We start from the raw sequence: 18,162 nt of genomic DNA, 5'->3' as shown, positions 1-18,162 counted from the left end.
GCCGCCCGCCGCGGCGGTCCACTTCAAACAGCCCGACGATGGAGAACGCCATGCGCAACCAACCATTGAACCTCGACGAGGCGATGCAACTCGTCACCGAAGCCTTTCTGCCGTGCGGCTGCGTCACCAGCGCCAACCCGGACGAGGACAGCTTCGGCTTCACCGTGATGTCGGGCAGCGGCGCAGAGATGTTGCGGGTGCCCAGCGTATCGCGCGATGAGTACACCAGTCCGCAGCGCCTCGGCGGTGTGATCGAGCAGGCGCGCCTGGACGTCGAGGACAAGGATCAGCGGCTTGAGCCTTGGACCATGCCAGCCATCACCGACGACACCGGAATCCCGGAAACCCCGCCGAACTATTGATTCTCCATCAACGAAGGACGAGTGACGATCATGACCGATCCTGTTCTGCTGATCACCGGTGCCTCCTCCGGAATCGGCGCAGCCACCGCCCGGCTCGCGGTCGAGGCCGGTTACCGCGTTGCGCTGGCCGCGCGATCGGTGCACAAGCTGACGCAGTTGGTGAAAGACCTAGGAGGGCCCGCGCGCGCCTTGGCTATCCGTTGCGATGTCAAGGAATATGCCGAGCAACAGGCCATGGTGCAGCAGGTCCTTGCGCATTTCGGCCAGCTCGATGCGGTTTATGCGAATGCCGGCATACCCGGCAGCGAAGGCGGCTTCAGCGGCGCTGATCCCGAGGTCTGGCGCGAGATGCTGCTGACCAACGTCTACGGCGTCGGTCTGACGCTGCGTTGCAGCATCGAGGCGCTCAAGGCAAGCCGTGGTCATCTGCTATTGACCGGCTCCGCTGCCGGCCGCTTCGTGATTCCCGGTTCGATGTACAGCGCCAGCAAGTGGGCGGTGACCGGCATGGGCTTGAGCGTACGCGAAGAACTGCGCGGCACCGGCGTGCGGGTCACGCTGATCGAGCCCGGCATGGTGGACACGCCGCTGTTCGACAAACCACCCACCTATGCCATGCAACCCGAGGACATTGGCCGGGCGGTGGTCTACGCGCTGTCGCAACCGCCGCATGTGGATGTCAACGAAATCCTGATTCGTCCGACCCCGCCAATTGAGCGTGAATAACCGGCTGGACGCACCGCGCCGAGTCCGCTGACGGAGCAACCCATCAATCCGCCGCGGCAGGCGTCTCGCAGACAAGCTCCGCCACGCTCGGCAGAAACTTTTGCGCTTCGCTTCGGGTCGCTATAGAGGCGGTTTCGGCCGTCCATGGCATCACATCCAGGAACGAACAAGGGGGACGCCCATGGGCAACCTGGCAGAACAGCCAAAACAGCAACCGGCGCTCGCCGAGCTGGATTATCTGCTGCAGCGCTTCCGACAGGTGCGTGCGACCAGCGAAGCGATCTGCGCACCGCTGCAGGTCGAGGATTACGTCGTCCAGAGCATGCCCGATGTCAGCCCACCGAAATGGCATCTGGCGCATGTCAGCTGGTTCTTCGAGGCGTTTCTGCTCAAGCCCTATCTCGCCGGCTACAAGCCGCTCGATGCGGCCTATGACCACCTGTTCAATTCCTACTACGAAACCCATAGCACGCCGTTTCCACGGACCCAGCGTGGACTGATCTCCCGGCCCGGTGTGGATGATGTCTACCGCTTCCGCCACTTCGTCGACCGCGCCATGGGCGAGCTGCTCGCCAATCCTCCACAGCAGCATGCCGCTGAAATACTGCGCCGGGTCGAGCTGGGCCTGCAGCATGAGCAGCAGCATCAGGAGCTGCTGTTGATGGACATCAAGCACATCCTGGCGCAGAACCCGCTGCACCCGGTCTACCGCACCGACCTCAAGCCAGCGCCAACGCTGCACAACGACCGCATCCGTTGGCACGACTACGCCGGTGGCGTGCACCATATCGGCCACGCCGGCATGGGTTTCGCCTTTGATTGCGAGACGCCGCGGCACCGGCAATTCATCGAAGATTTCCAACTGGCCGATCGCCTGGTCAGCAACCGCGAGTATCTGTCGTTCATTGCCGACGGCGGCTATGCGCGCAGCGAACTGTGGCTGTCGGACGGCTGGGGACAGATCCAGCAGTGCGGCTGGAACTCGCCGTTGTACTGGCAACGCCACGATGACGCTTGGCACGAGATGACCCTCGGCGGGCTGCAACAGCTCGATCTGGAAGCACCGGTCTGCCACATCAGCTTCTACGAAGCCGACGCCTACGCACGCTGGGCCGGCGCCCGACTGCCGAGCGAAGCTGAGTGGGAAGTCGCGGCTACCGACCAGCCTCTGCGCGGCAATTTCCTGGAAAGCGATTACCTGCAACCTGTCTCTACCAGCGCTCCTCACAAAGGACCGGCGCAGCTCTTCGGCGACGTCTGGGAGTGGACGGCAAGCGCCTACCGACCCTATCCCGGCTTCCGCCCGCTGGAGGGCAGCCTGGGTGAATACAACGGCAAGTTCATGTCCGGCCAGATGGTCTTGCGCGGCGGTTGTTGCGCCACGCCCGAACCCCACATCCGCGCCACCTACCGCAACTTTTTCCAGCCCGCCATGCGCTGGCAGTTCGCCGGGCTGCGCCTGGCCAGGGAGCTATGAAAGATGGCACTAGCCGTACATTTCCATGACCAGACGCAGCCGGCCCACGATAACTCCCTGCGCGACGAGGCGCTGGCGGGGTTCGCGGCATCGCCCAAGCATATTTCGCCGAAGTTTTTCTACGACCGGCGCGGTTCCGAGCTGTTCGAGCAGATCTGCCTGCAGCCGGAGTACTACGTGACTCGCACCGAAGAAAAGATTCTCGCCGAGGCGGCAAACGACATTCGCGAGATCGCCGGCCCGCAGACCGACCTGATCGAACTGGGCAGCGGCGCCAGCCGCAAGGTGCGCCTGCTGCTCGAAGGGCTGCGTCCGGTCAGCTATCTGGGCATCGATATTTCCGAGGATTTCCTGCTGACCAGCACCCAGCGCCTGGCCGCCGACTATCCCTGGCTGGAAGTTCACGCCGCCTGCGCTGATTTCTCCGACGAACTGAAGCTGCCGGACGATTTCACCATTCATCATCCGTTGGTGTTCTTTCCCGGTTCGAGCATCGGCAATTTCACGCCGCTGGAGGCGCGTAAGCTGCTCGGCCACCTGCACGAAATCCTCCCTCCCGGCGGCGGCGTGCTGATCGGCGTCGATCTGGTCAAGGACCGTAGCGTGCTCGAAGCGGCCTACAACGATCGTGCCCATGTCACGGCCGCATTCAACCTCAACCTGTTGCAGCGCATCCGCCAGGAACTGCACAGCGATATCGATCCGTCACGCTTCGCCCACCGGGCGTTTTTCAACGAACAGGATTCGCGCATCGAAATGCACCTGATCAGCCGCGAGGCGCAAGACGTGACCATCGAAGGCCAGCGCTTTCACTTCGATGTCGGCGAAAGCCTGCATACCGAGAATTCCTACAAGTACACGCTGGAATCGTTTGCCGATCTGGCCAGCAGCGCCGGATTCGACTGCAGCGGCCAGTGGACCGACTCCGGTGAACTGTTCAGCGTGCATTACTTGCAACGTCGACAATGAGGAAACCGCCCTTCATTAGCCTGGTTGGTTTGCTGCTCGTGCTGGGCAATGGCCCCGCCTTGGCTGACGACGCCCCGTTGCGGCTCAAGGATTTGCAGCGGTGCGGCAATCTTTTCGCGACTGACGAGTTGACCTTCTGTCTACGCAGCGAAGGACTCGCCAGCGGCGATATGAAGCTGATGCTGAGCGGCAAGCCGCTGCAGGTCACTAATCAAGAAGACGAACGCCTGCGCCTCACGTTGCGCAAGGATGAACACCAGAGCGGGCCGCTTTGGCTTGAGCAAGGCGAGCGCCGCAGCAACCCAGTCTGGCTGACGGTCAACGGTAGCCATGTGCTGGCGGCGGGCCCGGACGAAGTGGCGAAGAACATGGACGGGCTGACGACTTATCTGAACCTGATCAGCCTGATCATCGAGGAAAAGTACGACGGCTTGGACGAGGCGCGCCGCCTGGCCAAGAAATACGGCGCCGAAGTGGTCGGCGCCATCGCACCGCTCAATACCTATCAGCTGCGCCTCCCCGTCGAGAACCTGACCGAACGCGACGCCATGATCTTGCGCCTGGGCAACGAAGTGAGCGTGGACGCGGTGGTGGTCGAAGAGTCGGGCGCCGAGGAGCCGGTAGAACAGGATCAAGGCAAGAAACCGCGTAACAGCGAGTGGGTCGCCAATAGATTTCTCGATGCCGTGGACTACTACCGACATCGAATGCCATCCAGGAAAGCGCCGATCCAGACGCACCCGGTACGCATCGGCATCATCGAACGCAACGTCGACTTCGACTCGCCCGAGTTCTCCGACTATGTCGGCGACTGTGATCCGCAAGAGCCGCGGGCCTGCGTTTACGCCAGAGACGCCGAATCGCCAGCCGACCACGGCACCACTGTCACCGGCATCCTTGCCGCGCGTAGCGTGGAGCCCGGTGATAGCGGCTTTCTCAGCGCGCTGGAGCCGGCCAGCTCCGGCTTCGAGATAATCGTCGAGCGCAACTCCGATGCTGGTATTACCGCCAACGTCGCCGCCTCGGTGAATCTGGTCGAGGATGGCGTGCGGGTGCTGAACTGGAGCTGGGGCATCCATCGCGTCGGCACTCTGGATGTCGAGGGCGAAGAGGTCGATTCGCTGGTCCGCTCCGGTGTTGCCATGAGCGGCTATGAGGAATTGCTGGAAGAATTTTTCCTCTGGTTACGCCGCGAACATCCCGATGTGCTGGTGGTGAACTCAGCCGGCAATGGTTCGGCCCGCTCCGGCCAAGACGATTACCGCCTACCCTCCTCGTTCATTGCCGAACAGTTACTGGTGGTTGGCGGCCACCAACGCAACGACAAGCGCGACGTGCCCGTGGAGCATCCGGAATATGTCACCAAGCGGCCGTCATCGAATATCGATCTGCGCGTCGACATCACCGCCTCGGCTTGCACCCGAGCCGCAACGCTGGAGGCCGGTAAACGTGGCGACGTTCATTGCGGTACTTCCTACGCCACGCCGATGGTTACAGGCGTGGTCGGCGCGATGCTTTCGATCAACCCTCAGCTTGCGCCGGAGCAGGTGCGAGAGCTGCTGCGTCGCAGCGCCCTGACCATCGGCCGTGACAAGGATTTCGAACCTGTCGAGGCGGACGATCTGACTGCGCCGATATTGCCGTCTGAACGCAGCTACCAGCTGGACAATCAAGACATCGGACGCTCTGCCCGGCTGGATATGCGAAAGGCGCTGGAATTGACCACCAATAGCCTGAACCAGACGCGCTAATTCCGCTGTTTGCATCGACCCGGCTTTTTGCAAATATTGCCGCACCAACTTGGCGCCTCGCTGCAATTACCTGTCTGCAAACTTTACTGCAAACGCCTAAAGCTCCGCTTCGCTTACCGATTTCAGGTGGGCAACTGTGTGTACCTGAAACACTCTGCAATAAAATGCTCACTATTTTTGGCCCGTCGTTTTATTACTAAACAAACGAAACGACAGTTATTCGCCGTGCGCGCCAATTTCGCAGGATTTGAAATTTCATCACTAAATCAAAAGCTTAAATAAGTACGTTTAAGCCAGCATGGCGCCACTACGATGCTGGCAATATAGCACCAGATAATTAAAACAATGTTATGTGGCATTTTTACGGCGCCAAAAGAACTTCATTCTTTAACAATCAATCTATATAAAGCCTATCCACGCAGAACGAGCTATCCGGCCCCGCCGCTTGTGCTCTGTTGCGTGAGTTGGTTGCGTCGTTGGTCAGTGCTTCGTTCGTTGCATCACCCATGAATGCTTCCGCCACTTTTTAAAAGGCTCTTGCGGCCTTTTGTCGTATTAAGTTCCGGAGATATCTATGTCCCTCAAAGCAATTTCGGGTACGCCACGACTTGTATTAGGCGCAGCCTTGCTCACGGCAATGTTCGGATTCACGGCGATGGTTCAGGATGCAAGCGCAGCCACGTCCGCCTCGACGACCAACACCATACGAATCGCCGCCACGGCACAGGTCAACAACTTCACCAGTCCAGAGTGGAACAAAGGTGTCTGGCGCGCGTCGGCGGGCTTTTCCATTCCGGCGACCGCGGCCAGCAAGGCGGCTTTCAATAAAGGCGCGCAGGTGAGACTGGCGGACGGGCAGGTACGTACCGTCAAGGTCGTTTATTTTTCCGGCGCGCACATGAGCGTCATGCTCTCGGGCGGGACGCTCAACGCGTCGACCACCGGCTATCCGAAGACCGTGGCTGCGTTGGGCTCGGGCTCCGAGGCCATAACCAGCGAGCCAACTGTTTCTTCCACGGCGAGCGCTACAGCCCACAGCAGCGCGATCAACAACTACACCAACAGCGATTGGGTGAACGGCGTTTGGCGCAAGTCGGCCGGCTTCTCGCTACCCGCAAGCGCAGCCAACCGCTCGGCATTCAAACCCGGCGCATCGGTAAAACTGGCCGACGGACAGACTCGCAAAATCACAGCCGTGTACAGCTCCGGCAACAACATGAGCATCATGCTTTCGGGCGGCGCCCTCAGTGGCAAACTTGGCCATCCGAACAAGCTGTTCGCCACGACAAGCGCAGCAGTACCGAGCACTCCGGCGACGCCTAACACGCCAGTGGTAACGCCGTCGACCAGCGCGCCAGTAGCCAGTGAACCCCTGGTAACCGCGTTGAACTCGTTCAACGGTGCCGATTTCGTCAATGGTGTTTACACGCGTTCGCTCGGGATTTCGGTCAAGGGAAGCGCGGCCAACAAAGCGGCTTTCCACAAGGGCGCAAAGGTGCGATTCGCCGACGGGCAGGTCCGTACCGTGAAGCTCGTCTACCATTCTGGCGGCAACATGACCGTAATGCTCGATGGCGGCCCTATCGATGGCAAAGCGGTGGGTTATCCTCGAACGGTTTCGGTGAGCAGTACCGATTTCATCCAATCAAGTGCTAGCAACAGCACGGCGCCAGTCGCTAGCAGCGGCGCGTCACCGGCGAATCCGATCAACCTGGTGGGTGTCAATCTCGCCGGTGCAGAGTTCGGTGCGGATGTCGGCCTTCCTGGTCGCTATCAGATCCACTACATCTACCCGAGCGAAGCCGACTTCAAGCGCTACACCAGCCTTAATCTGAAGCTGGTGCGCCTGCCGTTTCGTTGGGAACGCATCCAGCCGAAACTCAATGGCGAGCTCAACGCCGCCGAGCTAGGCCGGCTGATGGCTACCCTCGATCACGCGAAGAAGCACAACATGCAGGTCATTCTGGACATGCATAACTACTACCGGTACTACGGCAAGCTAATCGCCTCTAAGGAGGTGCCGATCAGCGCCTTCGCCGATAGCTGGCGTCGCATTGCGCAGAAGGTCGCCAACCATCCGGCAGTGTACGGTTACGGCCTGATGAACGAACCGCACTCCACCAACGGCAAATGGCCCGCAGCCGCGCTCGCTGCCTCGCAGGCGATTCGAGATGTCGATCAGAAACGCTGGATATTCGTCGCCGGTGATCGTTGGTCGAGTGCGTTCCACTGGCCGTCTTATAACACCCGGCTCGCGACCGACCCCTGGATGCGCGACCCGAAAAACAACCTGGTGTACGAAGCCCATCTGTATCTCGACAAGGACTACTCGGGCACTTATGCGAGCCGGAGCGCCGTCTACGACCCAATGATCGGCGTTACTCGCGCCAAGCCTTTCGTCGAGTGGCTAAGCAGGAACAAACTACGTGGCTTTATCGGCGAGCATGGCGCGCCAGACTACTCACCATCAGCGATCGTGGCGACCGACAACCTGCTCAAATACCTCAACCAGCATTGCGTTCCGAGCACCTATTGGGCGGCAGGTCCTTGGTGGGGCAACTATGCGCTGTCGCTGGACGTCAAGAGCGGCAAGCCACGCCCACAACTGCCGATACTGCAGAAGCATGCGACGAACAAATCCTGTGGAACTATCGGTCCGCTGCAATAATTCTCGAACCAACGCCCCGCATCAGCGGGGCGGCTCCCTTCGAGCTTAGCCCGTCGCCACTCCATCGAAAACCTCGGGCACCAGCGCAGCCTCGCCCTTTTCATCCAGACGTTGGCGGAACGTTGTGTCGCCGCCTCCGCCTTCGAGCATGTTCAGCAGGCGCACGCCACGCTCGGTCAGAACGAAATTCTCGCCATTGCCGCCCTGCTCTTCCGGACGCGAGGCAATGAAGCCACCTTCGAAAAGAAGGCTTTCGTAGTTCTGCGCTTCAGCCTTGAGCGAGTCCAAATTCGGCATCGGTTGTCCGGCGTCTTCCATGGCGACAGCATGCTCATCGGCGTAATGCCGCGGCGTAAAGTGTTCGCTGCCAGGCTTTTGCACTTCCTGCAGCAAGCGCAGCATCAGATCCCAGTTATAGGTCATGTCATTCTCCCGTTGCACCGCTTCAGGATCAGGCTGTGTGAAACCTTCGCGCGCTGCGCTTTCACACCACCTGGGGACGGCGGCTCTTGTTATAGGGACCCTATCGGCAGTGGCATGGTTCGATCATCCAGCGCAACGGAAAAGGCTGAACTAAAGCGCTCCGACGACGATCCACCGAACAAGCCGTTAGAAGGAGCACACCATGAAATACCTGATGATTCCGTTTGTTGCCGTCTTGCTGGCAAGCCAGCCGGCGCTCGCCGAATGCACGACCGACCAGATCAACGAGAAGGCGAAGCAGCTTGCCGAACGGGTCAGTCAATTGACCGAAAGCAATCCCAAGCGCGCCGAGGAAATTAACGAGGAGTTGCGCGATATGGAGGTCAAGCAAACGGCCGAGCAGCTCGGCGACGAATGCCAAGCCTATGACAAGCGCTTGCAGCACGTGGAAGAGGCGGAGAAGGACGCCGATATCGCACCGGCGAAAAAGCGTTAAGTTTCTAGAGAGCCGGGCAACAGCAGCGCTACCCGGCTTGCAAGGTTATTCCGCGGCGGGCTTCTTGCGGCGCAACGGTGCCATTCCGTCCTGACTGACGACCTGTGATGGCGGCGCCTCGCGCTTGGCGTTCTTTGGTCGCTTGGCTGTTGGTTTTGAGCTTGGCTTGGCCTTCTTGTCGCCGGCTTTTTTCTTGTCTTCCTTTTTCTTCTTGGTGCCAGCCGCCTTGCCCGAGGCCTTGAGGTTCTTCGGCCCCATGTAACTGCCCTTCAAGCCCTTGATCACGCGATGCTCGAAACGCTGCTTGAGATAGCGCTCGATGCTCGACATCAGGTTCCAGTCGTTGTGGCAGATCAACGAGATCGCCAGGCCTTCAGCGCCAGCGCGACCGGTGCGGCCGATGCGATGTACATACTCGTCTCCCGAACGCGGCATGTCGAAGTTGATCACCAGATCCAGGCCTTCGATATCTAGCCCTCGGGCCGCCACATCGGTGGCCACCAGCACTTTGACGCCGCCTTCCTTGACCCGGTCGATGGCCAGCTTGCGGTCCTTCTGGTCCTTATCGCCGTGCAGGACGAAGGCCTTCACGCCCTCCGCGACCAGCCGCCCGTACAGGCGGTCGGCCTGCACCCGAGTGTTGGTGAAGATCACCGCTTTCTTGTACGTCTCGTTAGCCAACAGCCAGTTCACCAGCTTTTCTTTATGCTCGGTGTTTTCGGCCGTGATGATTTGCTGGCGAGTCCCCTCGTTCAGCTCACTGACGCGGTTGAGCTGCAAGTGCTGCGGATCGCGCAGTACGCTGGCGGCCATTTCGCGCAAAGCGGCGCCGCCGCTGGTGGCGGAAAATAGCAGGGTCTGCTGACGCTTGGCGCATTCGCCGACCAGACGCTGCACGTCTTCGGCAAAGCCCATGTCGAGCATGCGGTCGGCTTCGTCGAGGATGAGGATTTCCACATCCTTCAGAATCAGCGTGCCAGCGTTGAGGTGTTCGATCATCCGTCCCGGTGTGCCGATGAGAATGTCAGGCACCTTGCGCAGAATCGCCGCCTGGACCTTGAAATCCTCACCACCCGTGATCATCGCCGACTTGATAAAGGTGAACTGCGAGAAACGCTCGACTTCCTTGAGGGTCTGCTGCGCCAGCTCGCGAGTCGGCAACAGAATCAGCGCGCGCACGTCGGTGCGCACCACCGCATCGCCGATCAGTCGGTTGAGCATCGGCAGCACGAATGCCGCCGTCTTGCCGCTGCCGGTCTGCGCCGTTACCCGTAGGTCGCGCCCTTCCAGCGCGGGGGGAATGGCCGCCACCTGCACCGGCGTCGGCTCGACGAATTTGAGTTCGGCGACCGCCTTGAGCAGGCGTTCGTGCAGGGCGAATTGGTCAAACAAGGGCGACACCTCAGGTAAGTCGAAAAAACGTCGCATAGATTAACCCGTCCAGCCTATCGCGAGGCGGCTTTATGCGGCGCAACAGGCTGTCGTCGGCGAGGTTGAGGTGTCTCTGGCACAGCTAAGCGGCAGTGACTCGAGTTCGCGGCGATATGCGGTCGTGACCGAATTACTCCGGCTCGCAGGTCAGCTTGACGCGCAGACGGATCACATCGCGCTTGAACTTGGCGGTCAGCGGCTTGCGCTCGCCGGACGCCAGCGTAGTACGACGGGTGCGGGGTACTTCCGGCCCGTTGCGGAACACGGCAGTACACTCAACCGGGCGTTCGCCGAAGTTCTGCAGCAGCAGGCCGGCCATGTCGCGATCGATGGTTTCGGTGGTGGCCAGAACTTCAGCGCCGTTGAGCTCTTGTTCCAGTTCCACCGGGTAGCTGACGGCCAGGGCGCTCAGTGGGATGATGGCGAGCGACGCGAGCGCAGCGAAGCGGATTCTTTTCATTTTTATGCGGGCTCCTCGTAAAGGCGGATGCCAGCGTACCAGACAGACGTAACAGGAAAACAACGGAATGAAAGCGCCCCGCGTGACCCTTGATCAATGGCGAACCCTGCAGGCGGTAATCGATCACGGCGGCTTTGCCCAGGCGGCAGAAATGCTGCATCGCTCGCAGTCATCGGTCAGCTATACGGTTGCGCGCATGCAGGAGCAGTTGGGCGTGCCCTTGTTGCGCATCGATGGGCGCAAAGCAGTACTCACCGATGCTGGCGAAGTGCTGTTGCGCCGTTCACGGCAATTGGTGACCCAGGCCGGCCAACTGGAAGACCTGGCCTACCACATGGAGCAGGGCTGGGAAGCTGAGGTACGTCTGGTGGTGGACGCGGCCTATCCCAACGCCAAACTGATTCGCGCGCTGACCGAATTCATGCCCAAGAGTCGCGGCTGCCGGGTGCGCTTGCGTGAAGAAGTACTTTCCGGCGTCGAGGACGTGCTCAAGGATGGCACCGCCGATCTGGCCATCAGTGGCTTGGGTATCACCGGTTATCTGGGCGCGGAACTGAGTACCGTGGAGTTCGTCGCGGTGGCCCACGCCGAACATCCGTTGCATCAGCTGCAACGCAAGCTCAGCGTGCAGGATCTGCAGAATCAGATGCAGGTCGTGGTGCGCGATTCCGGCCAGCGCCAACCGCGCGACGCCGGCTGGCTGGGCGCCGAGCAACGCTGGACCGTCGGCAGTCTGGCCACCTCGGTCGGCTTCGTCAGCAGCGGGCTCGGCTTCGCCTGGCTGCCAAGACACATGATCGGCCGCGAGCTGGCAGAAGGCGCGCTCAAGCCGTTGCCATTAGTCCAAGGGAGCATTCGCCGCCCGTTGTTCTATCTCTACACTAACCCGAACAAGCCGCTCGGCCCGGCGACGCAGATTCTCATCGACCTGATCAGAACGTACGATGCGCTACCGTAGTCTGCTATCCATATCGTGTGAAAACGTAGCGAGCAACGGCTGAGGCGCGTTTAACGACCGAGCACAGTATTTCCACGCAGCCTGTATCGGCAGGCTGAACCAAGCTTCCATCCAAACCAGGAACACACCATGAAACGACTTGTACTTGCCGCCTGCTCATTGCTGCTGGCCGGCAACCTGCTCGCAGCGGAAAACCCACATGTGCTGCTGAACACCAGCATGGGCGAAATCGAAATCGAGCTGGAAGCGGAAAAAGCGCCGATCAGCGTGAAAAACTTCCTCAGCTACGTGGAAAGCGGTTTCTACGACGACACCGTCTTCCACCGCGTCATTCCGGGCTTCATGGTTCAGGGCGGCGGCTTCAGCGAAAACCTCGACCAAAAACCGACCCAGGAGCCAATCAAGAACGAGGCCGACAACGGCCTGCATAACGTACGCGGCACCCTGGCCATGGCCCGCACGCAAAACGTCGATTCGGCTACCAGCCAGTTCTTCATCAACCACCGCGACAATGACTTTCTCGACCATGGCGGCCGCGACTTCGGTTATGCGGTGTTCGGCAAAGTGGTGCGCGGCATGGACGTGGTCGACCAGATCGCCCAGGTGCCGACCGGCAACCGCAGCATGATGCAAAACGTCCCACTGACGCCGGTGAAAATCGTTTCCGCGAAGAAGCTGTAGCACCCACCGATGGACACAGCGCATGTGTCGTCCCGTGCGCTGTAATCGCTGCAACAGGATATCTAGCGAATGGCCGAACAGAACTATCTCAACACAGCCGAGGGCGAAGCGAAGCTGCTGCAGGATCTGCTGAGCGCCGAGCGCGCCGGTGCCAAGGTTGCGGGGGAAAGTCTGCAGGAATACAGCGATCCGGCGCAGCGGCGGTTGCTGGAGCAGATTCGTCAAGGCGAGATCGACAGCTGCAAGCTGGTGCTCAACTGCCTCGCTCATCTGGGCATCGAGCCGAACCGCGAAACCGGCGCGTTCTATGACAAAGCCATGGCCATCGAGTCACTGGACGAGCGTCTGCCCTTCGTCGACAAAGGCCAATTCTGGGTGATCCGCAAGCTGCGCGAATACCTGCCGGGCTGCGAAGACGCATTTATCCGCACCGAGCTGGAAAAGATGTTGAAGATTCATGAAGTGAACAGCCAGGCCGCCTGATTCCAGGCTGAGCCTTTTCGTGGCAGGACGTAGCGACGCAAGTCGCCGCCTCGCCCCAACAATACTGCCAGCGCGCCACCAATCTTGCAGGCTCTGAACGGCTTCAGCCGTAGCGCTTCTTCGCCTCGATGGCCAAACCGCTGCCGATGCTGCCGAAGCGGTTGCCTTCGACGTGGCGCGCCTGCGGCAGGAGCGCTGCAACACGCTGGCGCAGTGCCGGGATCGCGCTGGAACCCCCCGTGAAGAACACCGTGTCGATGTCCTCGTGCTTGAGCCCGGCACTGACCAGCAATTGACCGACGTTAACGCGGATGCGTTCGAGCAACGGCTCGATGGCCGTTTCGAATCCTTCGCGGCTCAGGTCTGCTTGCAGCCCGGTTTCGATACGCGCGAAATCGATCAGATATTGGTTCTGCTCGGTCAACTCGATCTTGCCTTGCTCCACTTGCATCGCCAGCCAGTGCCCGGCGCGTTGCTCGATGAGGCTGAACAAGCGGTCGATTCCGGTAGGATCGACAATGTCGTAGCGCATGCTCTGCAACGCGCGCAACGAAGCCGGTGCATAGACCGCATTGATCGTGTGCCAGGTGGCGAGATTGAGGTGCGTGCTGGTGGGCATCGGCGCATCGCTCTTCATCCGACTACCGTAGCCGAACAGCGGCATCACGCCCTGCAGGCTGAGCTGTTTGTCGAAATCGGTACCGCCGATGTGTACGCCCGAGGTGGCGAGAATGTCTTCCTGGCGATCGTCTATCTGGCGTCGCTCCGGCGACAGGCGCACCAGCGAGAAGTCCGAAGTACCGCCGCCGATATCGACGATCAGCACGCGCTCTTCCCGCTCGATGCGCGATTCGTAATCGAAGGCGGCAGCGATGGGCTCGTACTGGAACGAGACGTCCTTGAAGCCGATTTTCCTGGCTGCGGCAGCGAGGGTGTCGGCCGCTTCCTTGTCCGCCTGCGGATCGTCGTCGACGAAGAACACCGGGCGGCCCAACACCACTTCCTCGAACGAGCGCGAGGCCTGTTCTTCCGCACGCTGCTTCAACGTGCCGAGAAACAGCCCGAGAATGTCTTTGAACGGCATGGCGCTGCCCAGCACCGTTGTCTCGCTCTTCAGCAGTTTGGAACCCAGCAGGCTTTTGAGCGAGCGCATCAGCCGCCCCTCGTAGCCTTCCAGATACTCGGCTAGGGCCAGCCGGCCATACACGGGGCGGCGCTCCTCGACGTTGAAGAACACCACTGAAGGCAGGGTGTGCTGATCATCCTCAAGGGCAAGCAGCGGTTCGCTGGCGGGACGCCACCAACCAACGGTGGAATTGGAGGTACCGAAGTCGATGCCGCAAGCGCGGGCGGGAGACGGAGTGTGCATGTGCGGTCCGGACTGCCAAAAACGGCCGCGCAGTTTATGCGACCCTGCCGGCAAATGCTGGCCAATCGTCGCCTGGCTGAGTCGGAGATAGCGGACGCCGCTGCGGCGCCTGACCGGCGCGCAGCGGGCGTTCGGTGATTCAGGCCAGTGCGGCCTCGGCTTCGCTGGCGGACTGGCTCATGCCACTGGTCATGCGCTGCGAGTCGTGACAAAAAGTCCGCGAGGCTTGGAACAGGAAGACCATGGTCAGCAGCAGGGACGCCGGGATCAGATACATCGCCCCGTGCAGACCCTCGGCGCGGAAAGCCTCGGTCATCTCGGCAGCACCGGCTGCGAGCATCGCCGACTCGGCAAAGTGATCCGACAGCAGCCCCACCACCACGGTCCCCATGCCGCCACCGAGCAGGTACAGGCCAGCAAAGAACAGCGCCATGGCGGTAGCGCGAAGGCGCGGCTCGACCACGTCCTGGATCGCCGTGTAGACGCAGGTATAGAAGTTATAAGAGAACAGCCAGCCGATGCTGAACACCGCGACGAACACACCGACCTCAATGCGTCCTGCCAACAGCGCATAACCGGTGGCGAGTGTGGCGATGACCATGCTCGCTGCGGCGAAAATCAGCCGGCCGCGGGCGAAACGCTGATGGATCTTGTCAGCAACCCAGCCACCGAAGGTCAACCCGATCAGACCGGTAAGCCCGACGATCACGCCGGTGGCCACCGAGGCCTCGACCAGCGGCACGCCGTGGTAGCGCATCAGCAGCGGCACCATGAACGCGTTGCAGGCATAGGTCGCGAAGTTGAACGCCAGCCCGGCCAGCACCAGCCACCAGAAGGTACGAATCGCCAGCACCTTGCGGATCGGCTGTTCGACGCGTTCCTGGGAGACTTTGACCGTCTCCGCCGCGCCGCGCTGCGGCTCCCTGACGAAGAAGATGAACAGTGCCAGCACCAGTCCAGGCACCGCGGCGATGAAGAACGGTGCACGCCAGCTGCCAAAGTATTCGACCATCAAGCCGATGGTGAAAAATGCCAGTAGCAGCCCCAGCGGCAGGCCGAGCATGAAGATGCCCATCGCCCGCGCGCGCTTGTGCGCTGGGAACAGATCGCCGATCAGCGAATTCGCCGCTGGTGCATAGCTGGCCTCGCCGATACCGATGCCCATGCGCACCAGTAGAAAGCTCCAGAAATTCCAGGCGAAGCCGTTGACCGCCGTCAGCCCGCTCCAGGCGGTCAGTCCCCAGCCCATGATCTTGCGACGCGAGCCGGTATCGGCCATCCGCCCCAGCGGCACCCCGGCGATCGCGTAGATGATGGTGAAAGCGGTGCCGATCAGGCCCAACTGGAAGTCGTTGAGATTCCACTCCAGGCGGATCGGCTCGGCGATGATCGCCGGAATGGTGCGGTCGAAAAAATTGAACAGGTTAGCCAGAAACAGCAGAAACAGGACGCGCCAGGCGTTCGCGGCTTGGGTGGATGGCTGCATGACGTCGCTCTCGATTTATTGTTATACGCGGCCGTTTCCCCGACCGATTTTCGACGCTGACTCTAAAGTCCTGATGCACGTCTGTCTGTCACCATCACCCCCGCTTATGCCGGGCAATGCGGCGACTCAGCGATGCTGCCACTCCGCCAGCCAGCCCAGGCTCGCTGCGGTGCCCTGATCATCGGGCCGATACTCGGCAGACAGCCAGCCGTCGTAACCCACCGCCTGCAATGCCGAGATCAAAGGCTCGAACTCCACCGCTCCCGTACCAGGTGCGCCACGACCGGGGCAGTCGGCGAATTGCACGTGTCCGATGCGCGCCCCCAAAAAATGAATGCCAGCGACAATATCCAGTTGCTGCCGCGCCATGTGATACAGGTCCAGCTGCGCCTGGCAGTTGGGGTGGTCGACGCGCTCCAGCAAGGCCTGTAGATGCTCGGGGGTGTTGATCAGAAACCCAGGCATATCCAGCGGATTGATCGCCTCGCACACGACCCGAATACCGAGCAACGCAAAGGCCTCGGCGCTCCGGCGCAAATTGTTCGCCAACGTTTCCAGCGCCTGGTCGCGATCGATGCCGTCAGCCAGCCGACCCGGCAGCACGTTGATGCACATCGGTCGGGCCATGGCCGCGTAGGTCAGTGCTTCCTGCAGCGCGGCGTCGAACTCGTCCTGGCGCGCCGGCATCGCCGCCAGGCCGGGGCCTCCCTGTATGAAATCGCCCGCTGGCAGGTTGATCAGCACCAGCGGCAAACCGGCGCGCTCGAGCAACTCCTTGAGACGGATCGCCGGAAGCTCATAGGGAAACTGATTTTCCACGCCATCGAAACCGGCAGCTCGCGCCGCCATGATGCGCTCGCCGAGCGGTAACTCGCTGAACAGCATGGATAGGTTGGCGGCAATCTTCATTGGTCTTGCTCCCGGTACATCTGCACCAAAGTGGCTGGGTCCTGCTCGAGATGCCCTTGACTGCCATGCAGACGCATCAGCTGCGCGGCGAGCCCGGTCATCGGCGTGGCACTGCCTTCCTCGCGGGACAGCTGCACGGCGGTATCGAGATCTTTGAGCAAAGTACGAACGTGCCACTTAACCGGCTCGAATTCGCTGGCGGCCATCTGCGGCGCGAGAATCTGCAACGGCTTGGAGTCAGCAAAACCACCGGCCAGCGCCGGCGCGATCAGGCTGGCATCGACGCCGGAACGCTCGGCCAACGCCACGACTTCGGCAATCACCAGCGCATTGCAAGCCACGATCATCTGATTGCAGGCTTTGGTCACCTGGCCCGCGCCGATCTCACCCATGTGCGTCAGACGCTGGCCCAGCTGCATCAGGATCGGCCGCACCCGCTCGACGTCCTCGCCGCGCCCGCCTGCCATGATCGCCAAACTGCCCGCCTCGGCCCCCGCAGTGCCACCGGAAACAGGCGCGTCGACCCAGCGCATGCCGCTGCGTGATTCGAGCTCGGCGGCCATGGCACGAGTGGCGGCTGGTTCCAGACTGGAATGGTCCACTAGCACCTGCCCTGCTCGCGCGCCCTCGACGATGCCGTCGCTGCCGAATACCACTTCGCGCACCACCGTGGTATCCGCAAGACACAGCAGAACGATATCGGCTGCGGCGCAAAGCTCGGCGGGGCTACTCACCTGCCACGCACCGGCCTCAACGATCGGCGCGCATTTTTCCGGCGAGCGGTTCCATATCGTCAGCGGATAGCCGGCAGCAATCAGCCGGCGGCACATGCGCAGGCCCATCAGGCCGATGCCGGCAAAGGCGATGGAAGGCAGTTCGGACATGGTTTGGCTCCTGGAATGAGGGAACGTCGATTCTAGCGCCACGAAAGCCATCGCGCTGCTTGAGGCCATGCCACGGTGTCTCGCCGGAGCAGTTCGATTGCGACCGAGCAAGGCAAGTAAGCGCTGTGAATGGAGAGTGTCTGTTCAGCTTTTCCAGTTTCTGGGTACGAGCGATACCGCAAGGCCACTGAAATAGACGCTTATGCATCGAAGCGGTCAGCAAAGCCATGGAGGATTTTTAGCTACGAGCCTGCTTTTCGCACCCGTTGATAGGTTGCAGGTGAGGTGAGGTCAAAAGCGAGACGGACTGTCTCTGGCAGGTTAAATCGACCTAGTTTTACCGGAACGTTTGGCTGGCCGGCTTGGGCTTGGGTCGGGGCTAGATAAAAAAGCTTTGACTGTTTGTGGCCAGTTGAATCATTTCCTGCAGCGCATCGCGATGAAAGTAAGGTTCTGAACAACTAGGCTCCGTCAGATTTCACTGCGCAGCGCAGAATTTAAGCGAGAGCGCGTTTACGCAGCCCAGCTCGTAACAGCCGGGCCAACATCCGTTTCTGACTCGATAGCAGCCAGCCGGCTGCGGCAGCTTTTGGCCCAGAGTGTGTAAAAACGCTGCTAGCAGTGCTCTC

General features: G+C 60.9%; 17 protein-coding genes. 10 read left to right on the top strand and 7 right to left on the bottom strand.

Features of this window, described 5'->3' with window-relative positions:
- Positions 1–50 precede the first annotated feature (50 nt).
- The 6 genes from NAV33_RS20700 to NAV33_RS20675 all read left to right on the top strand — a co-directional run bounded on the left by NAV33_RS20700 (position 51) and on the right by NAV33_RS20675 (position 7,953).
- Positions 51–362: a hypothetical protein gene (locus tag NAV33_RS20700; protein WP_255983605.1), complete on the top strand. Its 312-nt coding sequence runs from the start codon at positions 51–53 to the stop codon at positions 360–362.
- A gap of 30 nt (positions 363–392) precedes the next feature.
- Positions 393–1,088 carry an SDR family oxidoreductase gene (locus tag NAV33_RS20695; RefSeq protein ID WP_255983603.1) on the top strand — a complete coding sequence of 232 codons (696 nt, stop codon included), beginning with the start codon at positions 393–395 and terminating at the stop codon, positions 1,086–1,088.
- Positions 1,089–1,269: 181 nt separating this feature from the next.
- Entirely contained in the window at positions 1,270–2,565 is a 1,296-nt protein-coding gene (gene egtB / locus NAV33_RS20690; RefSeq protein ID WP_255983601.1) for an ergothioneine biosynthesis protein EgtB, read from the top strand.
- 3 nt (positions 2,566–2,568) lie between these two features.
- Positions 2,569–3,534 carry an L-histidine N(alpha)-methyltransferase gene (egtD, locus tag NAV33_RS20685; protein WP_255983599.1) on the top strand — a complete coding sequence of 322 codons (966 nt, stop codon included), beginning with the start codon at positions 2,569–2,571 and terminating at the stop codon, positions 3,532–3,534.
- Positions 3,531–5,285 carry a S8/S53 family peptidase gene (locus NAV33_RS20680; protein ID WP_255983597.1) on the top strand — a complete coding sequence of 585 codons (1,755 nt, stop codon included), beginning with the start codon at positions 3,531–3,533 and terminating at the stop codon, positions 5,283–5,285. The genes egtD and NAV33_RS20680 overlap by 4 nt, the downstream gene beginning before the upstream one ends.
- A gap of 574 nt (positions 5,286–5,859) precedes the next feature.
- On the top strand, positions 5,860–7,953 hold the full coding sequence (locus NAV33_RS20675; RefSeq protein ID WP_423836677.1) for a cellulase family glycosylhydrolase: 2,094 nt from the start codon (positions 5,860–5,862) through the stop codon (positions 7,951–7,953).
- Between the two features lie 45 nt (positions 7,954–7,998).
- Here the strand turns inward: NAV33_RS20675 and NAV33_RS20670 are convergent, their stop codons facing one another.
- A complete protein-coding gene (locus NAV33_RS20670; RefSeq protein ID WP_255983596.1) occupies positions 7,999–8,376 on the bottom strand; it encodes a transcriptional regulator in 378 nt (125 codons plus the stop codon).
- 202 nt (positions 8,377–8,578) lie between these two features.
- Here NAV33_RS20670 and NAV33_RS20665 point away from each other — a divergent pair, with 202 nt between their 5' ends.
- Complete coding sequence (locus tag NAV33_RS20665) at positions 8,579–8,872, top strand: hypothetical protein (RefSeq protein ID WP_255983594.1); 294 nt, start codon at positions 8,579–8,581, stop codon at positions 8,870–8,872.
- 45 nt (positions 8,873–8,917) lie between these two features.
- On the opposite strand, the gene NAV33_RS20660 is transcribed toward NAV33_RS20665, so the two are convergent.
- Positions 8,918–10,264 (bottom strand): DEAD/DEAH box helicase, encoded by a 1,347-nt coding sequence (locus NAV33_RS20660; protein ID WP_255983592.1) that lies wholly within the window; start codon positions 10,262–10,264, stop codon positions 8,918–8,920.
- A 169-nt stretch (positions 10,265–10,433) separates the two neighbouring features.
- A complete protein-coding gene (locus NAV33_RS20655; protein WP_255983590.1) occupies positions 10,434–10,763 on the bottom strand; it encodes a 3-phosphoglycerate kinase in 330 nt (109 codons plus the stop codon).
- 67 nt (positions 10,764–10,830) lie between these two features.
- On the opposite strand from NAV33_RS20655, the gene NAV33_RS20650 reads away from it, so the two are divergent.
- From NAV33_RS20650 to NAV33_RS20640, 3 genes are all read left to right on the top strand, one after another.
- Positions 10,831–11,721: a LysR family transcriptional regulator gene (locus NAV33_RS20650; RefSeq protein WP_255983588.1), complete on the top strand. Its 891-nt coding sequence runs from the start codon at positions 10,831–10,833 to the stop codon at positions 11,719–11,721.
- Positions 11,722–11,850: 129 nt separating this feature from the next.
- On the top strand, positions 11,851–12,402 hold the full coding sequence (locus NAV33_RS20645) for a peptidylprolyl isomerase (protein WP_255983586.1): 552 nt from the start codon (positions 11,851–11,853) through the stop codon (positions 12,400–12,402).
- Positions 12,403–12,471: 69 nt separating this feature from the next.
- Complete coding sequence (locus NAV33_RS20640) at positions 12,472–12,885, top strand: DUF6306 domain-containing protein (RefSeq protein WP_255983584.1); 414 nt, start codon at positions 12,472–12,474, stop codon at positions 12,883–12,885.
- Positions 12,886–12,988: 103 nt separating this feature from the next.
- Here the strand turns inward: NAV33_RS20640 and NAV33_RS20635 are convergent, their stop codons facing one another.
- From NAV33_RS20635 to NAV33_RS20620, 4 genes are all read right to left on the bottom strand, one after another.
- The gene (locus tag NAV33_RS20635; protein ID WP_255983582.1) at positions 12,989–14,254 is read right to left on the bottom strand and encodes an Hsp70 family protein; all 1,266 of its coding nucleotides are present in this window, start codon (positions 14,252–14,254) and stop codon (positions 12,989–12,991) included.
- Positions 14,255–14,393: 139 nt separating this feature from the next.
- Entirely contained in the window at positions 14,394–15,740 is a 1,347-nt protein-coding gene (locus NAV33_RS20630) for a spinster family MFS transporter (RefSeq protein ID WP_255983581.1), read from the bottom strand.
- A gap of 126 nt (positions 15,741–15,866) precedes the next feature.
- Positions 15,867–16,649, bottom strand: coding sequence for a hydroxypyruvate isomerase family protein (locus tag NAV33_RS20625; protein WP_255983579.1), 783 nt, complete (start codon positions 16,647–16,649; stop codon positions 15,867–15,869).
- Positions 16,646–17,533: an NAD(P)-dependent oxidoreductase gene (locus tag NAV33_RS20620; protein WP_255983577.1), complete on the bottom strand. Its 888-nt coding sequence runs from the start codon at positions 17,531–17,533 to the stop codon at positions 16,646–16,648. Before NAV33_RS20620 ends, NAV33_RS20625 begins: the two co-directional genes overlap by 4 nt.
- Between the last annotated feature and the right edge of the window lie 629 nt (positions 17,534–18,162).

The sequence above is a fragment of the Stutzerimonas stutzeri genome (assembly GCF_024448715.1).
GTDB lineage: Bacteria > Pseudomonadota > Gammaproteobacteria > Pseudomonadales > Pseudomonadaceae > Stutzerimonas > Stutzerimonas stutzeri_AR.
This window is presented reverse-complemented; position numbering and strand designations above follow the sequence as displayed.

Excerpts from the sequence above, each read along its gene's own strand:
- NAV33_RS20700 (WP_255983605.1), top strand. The coding sequence starts at position 51 with ATGCGCAACCAACCATTGAACCTCGACGAGGCGATGCAACTCGTCACC.
- NAV33_RS20695 (WP_255983603.1), top strand. The coding sequence starts at position 393 with ATGACCGATCCTGTTCTGCTGATCACCGGTGCCTCCTCCGGAATCGGC.
- egtB (WP_255983601.1), top strand. The coding sequence starts at position 1,270 with ATGGGCAACCTGGCAGAACAGCCAAAACAGCAACCGGCGCTCGCCGAG.
- egtD (WP_255983599.1), top strand. The coding sequence starts at position 2,569 with ATGGCACTAGCCGTACATTTCCATGACCAGACGCAGCCGGCCCACGAT.
- NAV33_RS20680 (WP_255983597.1), top strand. The coding sequence starts at position 3,531 with ATGAGGAAACCGCCCTTCATTAGCCTGGTTGGTTTGCTGCTCGTGCTG.
- NAV33_RS20675 (WP_423836677.1), top strand. The coding sequence starts at position 5,860 with ATGTCCCTCAAAGCAATTTCGGGTACGCCACGACTTGTATTAGGCGCA.
- NAV33_RS20670 (WP_255983596.1), bottom strand. The coding sequence starts at position 8,376 with ATGACCTATAACTGGGATCTGATGCTGCGCTTGCTGCAGGAAGTGCAA.
- NAV33_RS20665 (WP_255983594.1), top strand. The coding sequence starts at position 8,579 with ATGAAATACCTGATGATTCCGTTTGTTGCCGTCTTGCTGGCAAGCCAG.
- NAV33_RS20655 (WP_255983590.1), bottom strand. The coding sequence starts at position 10,763 with ATGAAAAGAATCCGCTTCGCTGCGCTCGCGTCGCTCGCCATCATCCCA.
- NAV33_RS20650 (WP_255983588.1), top strand. The coding sequence starts at position 10,831 with ATGAAAGCGCCCCGCGTGACCCTTGATCAATGGCGAACCCTGCAGGCG.
- NAV33_RS20645 (WP_255983586.1), top strand. The coding sequence starts at position 11,851 with ATGAAACGACTTGTACTTGCCGCCTGCTCATTGCTGCTGGCCGGCAAC.
- NAV33_RS20640 (WP_255983584.1), top strand. The coding sequence starts at position 12,472 with ATGGCCGAACAGAACTATCTCAACACAGCCGAGGGCGAAGCGAAGCTG.
- NAV33_RS20635 (WP_255983582.1), bottom strand. The coding sequence starts at position 14,254 with ATGCACACTCCGTCTCCCGCCCGCGCTTGCGGCATCGACTTCGGTACC.
- NAV33_RS20630 (WP_255983581.1), bottom strand. The coding sequence starts at position 15,740 with ATGCAGCCATCCACCCAAGCCGCGAACGCCTGGCGCGTCCTGTTTCTG.
- NAV33_RS20625 (WP_255983579.1), bottom strand. The coding sequence starts at position 16,649 with ATGAAGATTGCCGCCAACCTATCCATGCTGTTCAGCGAGTTACCGCTC.
- NAV33_RS20620 (WP_255983577.1), bottom strand. The coding sequence starts at position 17,533 with ATGTCCGAACTGCCTTCCATCGCCTTTGCCGGCATCGGCCTGATGGGC.